Source organism: Candidatus Defluviilinea gracilis (assembly GCF_057138825.1).
This window is the reverse complement of record NZ_DBNHEF010000022.1, coordinates 16,594-28,502: the sequence shown is the minus strand read 5'-3', so window position 1 is coordinate 28,502 and position 11,909 is coordinate 16,594. Positions and strand designations below refer to the sequence as shown.

General features: G+C 55.1%; 4 protein-coding genes. 3 read left to right on the top strand and 1 reads right to left on the bottom strand.

All coding sequences use genetic code 11. The features are described 5' to 3' along the window. Nucleotides 1–83: 83 nt before the first annotated feature. The gene (locus AC16KF_RS02865) at nucleotides 84–6,029 is read right to left on the bottom strand and encodes a sortase (protein WP_484035781.1); all 5,946 of its coding nucleotides are present in this window, start codon (nucleotides 6,027–6,029) and stop codon (nucleotides 84–86) included. 433 nt (nucleotides 6,030–6,462) lie between these two features. Between AC16KF_RS02865 and AC16KF_RS02860 the strand changes: the two genes are divergently transcribed. From AC16KF_RS02860 to AC16KF_RS02850, 3 genes are all read left to right on the top strand, one after another. Continuing rightward, nucleotides 6,463–7,995 carry an ATP-binding protein gene (locus AC16KF_RS02860; protein ID WP_484035780.1) on the top strand — a complete coding sequence of 511 codons (1,533 nt, stop codon included), beginning with the start codon at nucleotides 6,463–6,465 and terminating at the stop codon, nucleotides 7,993–7,995. Between the two features lie 467 nt (nucleotides 7,996–8,462). Then, entirely contained in the window at nucleotides 8,463–10,268 is a 1,806-nt protein-coding gene (pepF, locus tag AC16KF_RS02855) for an oligoendopeptidase F (protein ID WP_484035779.1), read from the top strand. Nucleotides 10,269–10,519: 251 nt separating this feature from the next. Next, the gene (locus AC16KF_RS02850) at nucleotides 10,520–11,875 is read left to right on the top strand and encodes a CpXC domain-containing protein (protein ID WP_484035778.1); all 1,356 of its coding nucleotides are present in this window, start codon (nucleotides 10,520–10,522) and stop codon (nucleotides 11,873–11,875) included. Nucleotides 11,876–11,909 lie beyond the last annotated feature (34 nt).

Genomic DNA, 11,909 nt, shown 5'->3' with positions numbered 1-11,909 from the left:
GCCGGGCGCGCCCGGCGACGGAAGTGCAAGAATATTAACACAAAATGGCTGGCGCGCGCCAGCCATTTTGTTAAAGTATCAGATTACCGATCGGCGGCGGTCACATCCACCAACACGGCTTTGACCATGACCCAGTGTTTGTAGGCGCCTGTTTTGATATCGTACTGGTCGCAGGTGAGCAAGGTCAGCATGGGCTCATCGGCATGCTCGAGAACGCCAACCGAGTGCGGCTGGACAACCTCTTTGGAGATCACCTGATAGGTATAGAGATAGCCGGAGTTATAGACGTACACGTACGCGCCTTTAACCACATACTTCAAACGATAGAAGACGCCGGGTTTGCCGTCTGCCCCAACCACGTGACCACTGATGACGCTGTTGCCGCTCCAAGTGGGATAGGCGGTCTCTTCCAGCCACCCAGCCTGATTCTGCAACCACGAGGCGTCCCACATCCCGTCTTTGAAATCCATACCCACGATCGGCGCGGACATCTTGATGGACGGAATCTTAATGGTCAGGTTGGACGAGTCGTAGGTGGGCTTCGTGGCAACATCCAGCGGGGTGACGGTATCCGGGGCAAAGCCGAAACCGCCGGAGACGAGGATGAAGGGACCCGTGCCGCTCTTTGCGGTCGTATTACCGCCCCCGCCCCCGCCACCTCCGCCGTTGCCGACGGGGTTCAACACGAGGTTATCGCTATCGCCGTAGATCGTGTTGATCGGGTTCGGACTGGCAGGGTCGTAGAAACGTTCGGTGGCAAATCCATTGGGCGGGTTGGAGAATGAATCCGGCGTTTCCTGCGGACCAAGCTCGCTGGTCCATTGAACGTTGGCTACATTGGTGATGGTCGTGCCCGGTGTCAGAGTCGCGCTGCCGGTTACCTGGAAGCGGATGATCAACCGGTCTGTGGTGGGCAGGCGAGTGAAAGCGCTCCATTCGCCGATGATCGTATTCGTTGGCGCATCATACGCGCAGTTCACGAGCGCGGCATCCTGGTCGCCGTCAGTGCATATGATCGAACCGGCGACATAATCCAACCCGGCCGGTATCGGGTCTGTCACCAACACATCGAACGCGTCGGCGAGACTGTTGGCAGTGTGAGATATGGTCAGCGTAAAGTCTACCGGTGTACCTGCCGCCACAAAGTTCGTGCTCGATGATTTCACGATCTGCAAGTCTGGCTCGATCAGAGTCACCTGGCGCGACACCGGTCCAAGCGTGCCGTTGCTGGAGGTGAACACCGCGCTATTGTTGAGAACCGTTTGATTATTGAGCGTGCCGCGATTGGATGGAATGTCGAGAACGATGGCGCGGTAGGTGATGGTCAGGGTGGCGTCGGCTTGACCGGAGTTGACGATATTGCCCAGCGAGAAAACAACCTGGCGATCTATATCTTCCGGCAAACCTGTGCCCGTATCGTTAGTCGTCACGTTATTGGCGCAGATCGTTGAAAAATCACCCGGCGCGACACTGGTTGTCAATGTAGCCGCCGAGGCGGTTACGCTGACGCAGTCAAACAGGGCAAGCCCGCGATCCATCGTGTCGGTGACGACAGCGTTGTCGTACGCGCCGGCCACAGACGGCGGGATTGTCACCACCACCTGATATGTTACCAGTTCGCCGATGGTGAGAGTCGACGGATTAACCGTTTTCAGAATTCCGTTGTTTGCCTGCACAAACCCAAAGTCAACGGTGGGATTGCGCGTGGTTCCATTGTTTTGGGTAACTGTATTGTTGTTCAACGCGCCCGCGTTGCCCGGTGTAAGCGTGACAATCGCGCTTGAGACAACCCCGGCGCCGGTGCCGATGCCGTTATCGTTATTGTCGCGGTTGATGTTGGGGTTGGCGTTGTCGGTAGAGTCGAATGTGTCGATCGTGCTGGTATACCCGGCAGGTCCCGTCACACGGACAATATAGTCGCCTTGCGGCAAACCGCTGAACAGGTAGTTTCCATTGACATCAGTTAACACGCCGCCCGGCGCGTCGTCTGCCGTGCCGAGGATGCCATCGGGACCAACATTGATTTCCGTCACACCGTCCGCGGCGAATAGTTGCACGCGCGCGCCTTGCAGAGGTACATCGCCCGCATCGAACGTGCCATTGTTATTTACATCTTCAAAGACCAGGTTACCCAGTTCGAGGCGATAGAAACCAAAGTCCACGGTCATGTTGGCGCGTTGGTCGATGTTGCCTTGACCGGTGGGTGAAAGGTCGAGTTCGTTGGCTGGCTCGGAAAGACCGGGTCCCAAGGCGACGACGCTACTGACTACGGCGCCCGCAAACGTCCCTGCGGTTTGAAGCGTGCCGTTGTCATCATCGTCGGTATCGTTATCGGCTGGCGCGGCAACAGTCTCGCTCGTTGTGCCGTTATTATTGATCGTTGTGGCGCTGCTCCAGTAGCCCACCAACGCGCTGCCCGCTCCGCCCGGTGAGAAGTTGTCGGCAGGGATGACGACCGAGTAATCGCCGGCGGGGAGTCCGTCGAAACGATAATAGCCGTTGGCGTCGGTGGTGGTTGTGGCAACAAGCGTATAGTTGCCAAGCGCGTCGACAGAGTACAACTCGACGATCACGCCCGCCACGCCCACTTCCACGCCGTTGTCTCGCGCACTGTCGTTATCGGTGTCGAACCAGACGCGGTTGCCGATGCTGTAAGATGGCACGAAACCAAAATCGACGGTCATGTTGGCGCGCGAATCGGGAGCGCCCTGCCCGGCGAAGGGACCGCCGGTGGGAATATCCGGTTCATTGGTCGGTTCGGCGGGGCCGGGAGGACCGAGCACAATGTTGTTACTGCGGATGCCATTGAGCACATCGGGTACCGTCCCGATACCGTTGTCGGTCTGATCGACGTCCACATTGGGATTGGTTTCATCCGGTGTGCTGCTTGCCAGGCTGAACAACGGGTTGCCCGAGTTGAAGTTCGCGGCGGGAATTTCAACTACATAACCGCCCGCGCGCAAATTATCGAAACGATAATATCCGTCGGCGTCTGTGGTCACTGTTGCGAGGATGGGTCCATCGGGGATGTTGTCGCCGTTATCGTCGCGATAGAGATTCACCACGACGTTCGCGATTCCAACCTCCGCCCCATCCTGGATACCATTGTCAGCGCCACCGCCGCCTGTGCCATCGTCCAACCACACGCGGTTGCCGAGGCTGTAGGTGCCGGTGAATCCGAAATCGTAAGTGTGATTATTGTCGCCGGGCGCGCCGGTCGTCACAGTCACCACGGCATTTGTGCCGACTGGCGTTCCATCTGAATCGCGCTGGTCTTCTGTGTTTCCGTTCGCGTCGTTGGTGGTGAGAGTCAAGCCGCTCAACGCCGGCTGTCCCAACGGAATGCGCACTTCATATTGCGAATTCGGCAACAAGCCGGTGGTCAGCGAACTGAAAATATAATTTCCATTCGCATCGGTCGTAGTTGTTGCAACCAGGTTGCCGTTTTGGTCATACAGCTCAACCGTCACGCCTGCCAGCGGAGTTTCTCCCGCATCTTGAATGCCGTCGTTATCCGCATCCAGCCAGACGCGGTTGCCGATCTCGATGGGAGCGGCAAAGCAGAAGCCTTCGATATCGCCCAAACCTGCGGCTTTACCGAAGGTAGTCGCCCCGCCGCCCGCGTCGATGCCAAACACTTCGTATGCGCGCGAACGGTCACCGGTCAGGTTGTTGAACCAGGCAATACCGCCCGCCCGCAATTCAAATGGATCAAAGACCGATACCGCGATCTCGTTCGTGCCGGGGATCATCAACAAACCGCCCAATGTGGTTTCATGATGGATGCCGCCGTTCAGATCGGTGCTGGGGGGATGCATTTCCTGCCAGTAGTATTCGCCTCCGCCCGGACCTTGCGCCGGGGCGCTACCGGCTCCGCCCGTGGTAACACTTCCGCATGTGGCGTTGTTTTCGAGGATGAAGCCACCGCCGCCGTTACTGCACAAGCGGATCGTATCCCCGGCAGATACGCCTTCATAGGTCGTCACCGGGTTGGTCGCCGGGATGTTGACTACAGCCGGCGCGTAGGTATCTTTGTTATACAAAGTCACTGTGCCCCATGGGTCTGCTGTGGCAAAGTTGGCATTACCCGTTTGATGCCCGAGACGGTCCATGAAGCCGAGGATCAAATCGCCATTGACGTCGAACTCGATATCCGAAAGCACCGGTTGCGGGTAAATGATTTGCTTCCCAAACGCCAGGTCGGCTACGGAGGCGCACGGCGCGGCGCACAATGACGTCATGGTTGGGATCCAGGGGCGCCACTCCGCCGGGAAGCCGGTTACAGGATTGCCGACAAAGGCCGGGTTGGTTACAAACCCGCGCGGGTAATTCAGGGGAATATCGATAACAAGTGAAAACGCGCCGGGCGCGGCTTCGCTCATGCTCAAAACATATGCCCGCAAATTATTCACGTTTTGCGTACTCTCGGCGGAACAGACCACGCCAACATAGACGTTGCCGCGTGAAATTTCCACCGCCCACGGACGAATGTCACCGGCAGGGCAGGCTGTCGCTCCCGCCGGCAAAGTAATGGGGTATGCAGTCAGATCGGCGACTGTGGGAGTGACAGGCGGATTGCCAACGTTGATAGCGTATAAAGTTTGGTTGGCAAGATTCATCACCCAGAGGGTAGTGTCGTTCGAGCCCATGTCCATATCGCCGATGGAAACTTTGCCAACCGCGTCCCAGGCGTTGGGATCTGTATTCGGCAATGATGAGGTGGGACCCAAGCCGCGCGCGGCATTCGACCCTAACGACCCAGCCCCGGTGGGAATGCCCAAAGTGGCTAGATCAACAAACAATGTCGGAGCGGAACCGGCGCCTGTGTTCGGATTCAAAACGAGAGAGTAAATCGCTCCCGCGCCGTTCGGTCCCAAACCCATGTGACGTTTTGCCAACGCCCCGGCGAAGACCGTCCCCGTTGCGCGCTGGAAAGCCAAGCCCCACGTGGCGCCGATTTGAGATCCGGTGGCAAGCGTATTCTCGATGGTGTTGTCTTCGCGCCCATACGCATCGTAGGGGATGGAGATCAAAACATTTGCCGATCCAGCAGTGCCGCCGCCGAGAGGGTCTCCATTGATATAGCAAGGCGAAACGAGCCAGGGGTTATTCTGGCAATACTCATCCGGCTTTGCCAAGCCCATATCCACTGCCGCGGCGGGGCTGGTGACAAACTGAACGGTCGTTCCCGAATCGACGCCGAACGCGCCGGGGCGCAGGTTGGACGGGATGTTGGTAAATTCAATGCGTAACTGCGTGCCGTCCGCGATCCCCGCAAAAGAATAATTGCCATTTGCGTCCGTAGTGGTGGTAGCGACAACTGCGCCTGCCGCGTTATACGCTGTGATGGTTACGCCCGGCACGCCCACATCGCCCTGCTCACGCACGCCGTTATCGTTGTAATCTGTAAACACTACGCCAGAGACGGTATTCGGATCTGCGCTCACGATGGTGAGTTGCGCGCGGTTGTAGGTTCCAACATCGCCGTTCCGGGTATCGCAAAGTGAGAGAGTCCAGTTTCCAACCGCGTTTTCGCCTTTGAAGTTGACGAGCGCTTCAAACGGGCGCGCATTGCGATCGTAGAAAGGCGCAGCCACATCGTCGTTATCGTTGTCGTACAACGAATTGATGCTTGAATCATCGAGCAACACATCGTAATTATCGTAATCATCCGGGCTGGCGACCACAGGATTGCCCAACCCCGCGCCGGAAATCAAAACAACTGTGGTGCCGGCTGGCGAAGTTAGGGTGGCTCGCGCATCGCTTCGACGCGGGTGGGAAATATTCAAGCCGATGTTGACATCCCCAATAATGATCGGCGTCGGCGAGCCGACGGTGATCGTCCGATTCGTGCAATTCGGCGCTGGGGGCGCGTCGGGAATCAACACCGCGGCGACGGGAATATCATCTATAGTTGTAGTAAGCGCCAGGGCGGGTTTAACGCCTGTCCCAAGCGCGCCCAAAACTAAAACTAATATGACCAGCAATGTCAGGATTTTGGAGAACGAGCGAGCAATAGGATAGTTCATCTTCTCTCACCTTACAAATTACTTACAGAATCGGATTTTTGTATTATATCTTACCTATTTGAGAAATGGCGACGAATTTCCCAACTGAGCGAAAAGTTCGCGCCTCCAGCCCAAGCGGCACTCTGCCGATGGTCGGAGCAAGATCAATGAAAAGCGCCGCCAGCAAATCGTTGCAGTGGAATCCAAAGATCATATTTCGAAGTGAACAACAACAGAGTAATCACCGGCTGAACCATCAACTCTACAGCTTGCATCGGAGCATTGAACGCGAACTGCGTATAAAAAAGCCCGTTTGCAAGGGAGATGTTTCGGTGCCAGCCAAAACTTTCCCCAAGCAGGTACAATCTGTTCGCTCGTCAAGACGAAACTTTACCATAAAAGATACAACACACCTCTTACAGTAGTGATTTGAGAGGGGTGATAAAATCACCCAATGCTCCCAGATTTCAGAGTCAGACAGCGCGACTACCTCCTCGAACTCTCGCGCGCGCTTACGCAAGAACTCGACCTCGAAAAACTCCTCGCGCGGATTTTGCTGATCGCCGTTGAAATGCTCGCGGGACAGGCTGGCATCATCGCGCTCAAAGAACGGGATGGCTGGCGCGTCGCCGCCGCCCATGGGATTGCCCCGGCTTTCCTCAGCTACCTCACCCCCCTGCTGGCTGACGAAGACATGCGCGAGTTGGATGTGATGGAACTCAACCGCATGTTGAAAGAGTTGACGTACACCGCCAGCATGGGACTGCTCAACGGCACCGCGCTCGCGCTTGTTGCCCACAGACAGGTGATCGGTGTCATCTTTATTTTCCGAAATTATGAAGGTGGATTCACTCCGAACGACCGCGTCATCCTACAATCCTTTGCAGACCAAGCCGCGATTGCCGTGTACAACGCGCAACTGTACGGACAGGTCTCGTACGAAAAGCAACGACTCGACGCGCTGCTCGACTCCGCCGCGGATGGGATCATCATCCTCAACGCGGACCTGACCATCGAGCGCGTCAACGACGCCTTTGAGCGAATCTACGGGAAGACTCACGCCGAACTTGTGAACATTCCTCACAATGATGTGATCCGTTGGGATGGCGATCCGCAAGGATCGACACTGGATGAAGCGATGACAAACGGCTGGCCCCTCACACCAAATGCAACGTTGTACGTGGAGGGTGATCTTGAACGCGACCTACCACCAACATTGCCAGTCGGGGTCACGTACGCCCCATTACTTTCGTCAGATGGGAAACTTCGCAACATCATTGTCAGCGTGCGCGACATTACACACTTCAGAACAGCGGATGAACTCAAAGCAACGTTTATCTCGATAGTGAGTCACGAACTACGGACGCCTGTCGCGTTGATAAAGGGATACGCGTCCACGCTTCGGCGCGACGATGCAAAATGGGACAAGCGCACGATCAGCGACTCGCTGGCGGTGATCGAAGAGGAGGCAGACCGCCTGAGCAAGATGGTTGATGATCTGCTCGACGCGTCTCGCTTGCAGGCGGGCGGGTTGAGTCTGAATCGAGCAGATGTTTCGCTCCCCGCGTTGGCAAAACGAATCGCCGAGAAATTTTCGACGCAATCGAAGAATCACACTATCGTCACCGACTTCCCTGAGAATTTCCCCATCGTGCTGGCGGATGAAACACGCATCGAGCAAGTCATTGCTAATCTTGTATCCAATTCTTTGAAGTATGCGCCGAAAGGCGAGATCAAGATCAGCGGCACGGTGTACCCCGAACAAGTTGTGATCTGCGTATCCGATGAAGGCGCGGGGATCGATGCAAAAGATTTGCCACACATCTTCGACCGATTCTATCGCTCGACGAAAGCGGTCAAGCAGACAAAGGGCGCGGGGCTGGGACTGTATCTCGCGCGCGCGATCGTCGAGGCGCACGGCGGGAGGATTTGGGCAGATCCCAAGCCCGATGCAGGGGCGCGGATTTGTTTTTCGTTAGTCAGGTAATTCTTTTTCATCTACAACTTGTTTTCCTAATGACACTTTGCAATTTAATAACTTACTTACGCAGTTAACTCCGTAACGCGAGATTTATCTCGCATATTAGGCTGTTCTCGCGCAAGAGCGACATAAATGTCGCATTACGAAAACCAAATCGATTTCATCAGTTAATAATTCATCTTACGCAGTCACAACTCCGAAGGAGTGAAATGATTATAGAGGGCGCATAAAATCGGACGCCAACCCCGAAGGGGTGTCATGGGTTTTCTATGAAGGCATATCATCCCTTCGGGATTTGATGGTGAATGGTTCATTTTCTACAATTCTGCCATCCCTTCGGGATTGAACGCGCACTACGCAAAGGTTATTTACTGGGAGAGGGGAACCGTCAGGGTGGTAAAATTTGAACGAAAGCCGACTCAAGCCGACCCTGAGAAGGACGCGGGGTTACATCCAGAAAAGGAAAATTAATCATGGCGAACACAATCCCTCTTCGAAGCAAGATCAATAAAAAATTTACGTGGAATGCCGAGAGCGTTTTTAAATCCGCGAAGGAATGGGAGGCGGAGGTTGCCGCGATTTTGGCGGACTTGCCGAACGTGAAAAAGTTCGAGGGCAGGCTCGGCGAAAGCGCGGACGTGTTGCTCGAGGGGATGCGCGCGGTGGAGGCGCTGGCGAACCGCACGTATAAAATTTTTATGTATGCGGGGTTTTCGTATTCGGTGGATACGACGAATCAAAAATCTGCGGCGTTGTTTGGCAAGGCGCAAGGCGTGGGGGGACAAGTCTTTGGCGGGCTTTCTTTTGTTAATCCCGAATTGATCGCGATGGGAAAAGCCAAACTCGACGAGTGGATGAAGGGCAACGAAAAACTTGCGGTGTATCGGCACAGTTTTGAAGATTTGTTCCGACAACAGGCGCATGTGCGTTCGGGCGAAGTGGAAGAATTGCTCGGCATGGTCGGCGACCCGTTCAGCGGCGCGCAAAATAGTTCGAGCATGTTGGTGAATGCCGATTTCAAATTCGCGCCCGCGAAAGACAAGAAGGGCAGGAAGTTCGAGGTGACGCAGGGGAGTCTTGCCTTATTGGAACATCCAGATCGCAAAGTGCGGCAGAGCGCGTTCGAGAGTTACATGGACAAACATCTCGAATTCAGAAACACGCTCGCGGCGAACCTCAACACTTCGATCAAGAACAATATCTTCAACATGCGCGCGCGGAAGTTCGACACGTCTCTGCAAGCCTCGCTGTTCGGACTCAACATCCCCGAATCGGTTTTTCATAACCTGATCAACACGTTCAAAAAGAAATTGCCTGTGTGGCATCGCTACTTTGAATTGCGCCGCAAGGCGTTAGGTCTGCGCGACGTGACGTATTACGATATGTGGGCGCCGATCGTCAAAAGCAAGCCGAAAGTTCCGTACACCAAAGCGGTCGATCTCATTTCTGAAAGTCTCGCGCCGCTCGGCAAAGAATATGTGGATGTGTTGCGGCAGGGTTGTCTCAAAGACCGCTGGGTGGATATTTACCCGAACAAAGGCAAACAGAACGGCGCGTTCTCATGGGGCATCGCGCCCGACACGCATCCCTTCATTATGATGTCGTACACCGATGAAGTGGGAAGCATGAGCACGCTCGCCCACGAACTCGGTCACTCGATGCACTCGTACCTCACGGGTCAAAACCAACCGCGCGTGTACAACAATTACTCGCTGTTCGTAGCGGAGGTCGCGTCGAATTTCAATCAGGCGATGATGCGCGGTCACTTGCTCAAGACGGTGAAAGATAAAAACTTGTTGATCGCGTTGATCGAAGAAGCGGTGGGACACAACTTCTTCCGCTACTTCTTCCAGATGCCGACTCTGGCGCGCTTCGAGTTAGAGACTCATCAACGCGTCGAACGCGGCGAAGCGCTGACCGCCGACTCGATGCAGGAACTGATGGCGGATCTCTTCGCGGAGGGATTCGGTCCCAAAGTGAAAGTGGATCGCCCGCGCGTCGGCATGATCTGGTCTACATTCGCGCATCTTTTCTCGGACTACTATGTCTACTCGTACGCGACGGGCATTTCTGGCGCCCACGCCCTCGCGGGACGAATCCTGCGCGGTGAGCCGAACGCGGCGCAAGATTATCTCGGCTTCTTGAAATCAGGTTCATCACTGTATCCGCTGGATGTGTTGAAAAAAGCAGGCGTTGATCTCGCATCGCCCAAGCCAGTGGAGGAGACGTTTGCTGTGATGGAGAGTTATATTGATCGGCTTGAGGAGTTGGTTGGGTAGTTAGATAGTTTTGTAGTTGGGTAGTTTTATAGTTAGATAGTTCGCTGGTTGAGTAGTCCCGCGCGCGCTGAGCGGAGCGGTAGCGAAGACGAAGCATCGCGGGACGTATCAAAACCAGCAGTAACTTGAAAATAAAACGCTTGAATCGAACTCGGTGGTTTCGATACGTTCCTCGCTGTCACTCGGAACTACTCAACCACCGACTATAATAAAAATCGTAAATCTAAAATCGGAAATCGGAAAATCGTAGAATGCCTCAAACACAAATCGCATGTCCTAATTGCCGCCAGATGATCGCGGCGAACGTTGAACAACTCTTTGATGTGACGCAAGACCCGCAAGCCAAACAGCGACTGCTGGGCGGCGTTTCAAATATGGCGCGTTGTCCGCATTGCGGGTTTCAGGGACGACTCGCCACGCCGATCGTCTATCACGACAACGACAAAGAATTGCTCCTCACCTTCTTCCCGCCTGAGTTGAACGTGCCGCTGAACGAGCAGGAGAAGATCATCGGTCCGCTCATCAAGAAGATCACGGATAGTCTGCCCGCCGAAAAGCGGAAAGGGTATCTGCTCAATCCCTCCCCCAACTTGACGTACGAGTCAATGATCAAAGTGATTCTCGGCAAGGATGGCGTCACGCCTGAGATGCTCAAGGCGCAACAAGATCGCGTGCAGATCGTCGAGCGACTCATCCAAGCCAGTTCGGCGGATGTGCGGAGCGAGATCATCAAACAAAACAGCGCGTTGTTCGATGAGCAATTCTTCGCGCTGTTCAGCCGTCTCGCGCAGGGAGCAATGCAAAGCGGACAGGACACCATCGGCAAACAACTCGCGGATGTGCAACGTCAACTGCTCGACGAGACCGAGTTCGGGCGCGGGTTGCGCGAGTCGGTTGGGGAACTGGAGACAGCCCAAAAGTCCCTGCAAGAGGCGGGGCAAAGTCTCACGCGCGAAAAACTGCTGGACTTCGTCTTAGAGTCCCCGAATGACGCGCGTCTGCGCGGCTACGTCACCTTGGCGCGGCAGGGAATGGATTATCAATTCTTCCAACTGCTCACCGAAAAAATCGACAAGGCGAGCGGCGATGAAAAGGCGCGACTCGAATCGATCCGCGAGAAGTTGCTTCAATACACGGATGAGATGGATAAGCAGATCGAAGCGCGTTACAAACAGGCGCAAGAGTTTGTCGAGTCGCTTCTTGCGCAGGAGGATATTGTCAAAGCCGTGCGCGATAATCTCGACGGCTTCACACAAGATTCAGTTGACTTGGTGAATCAAATGTTGCGGCAGGCGTCTGAGAAAAACGATTACACGCGCATGGGCAAACTGCAAAAGATGGTGGAAGTGCTACGCGAAGTTTCGACTCCGCCCGAAGTGGCGCTCGTTGAACAATTGCTCGACGCGCCCGATGAGGCGGCTGTCGAAAACATGTTGGAAGCGAACAAGGCGATGGTCAATGACCAGTTCATGCAAGCATTGATCGGACTGGTCGGGCAAGTGGATCAAGCCGCAGAACAAGGCAATCCCGAAGCGAAGGCGCTGGGCGAGAAAATTAACGCGATCTACAAGACCGCGTTGAAGTTTTCGATGAAACAGAATATGTGACAGAAGACCTCACAGGTCTTGCAGACCTGTGAGG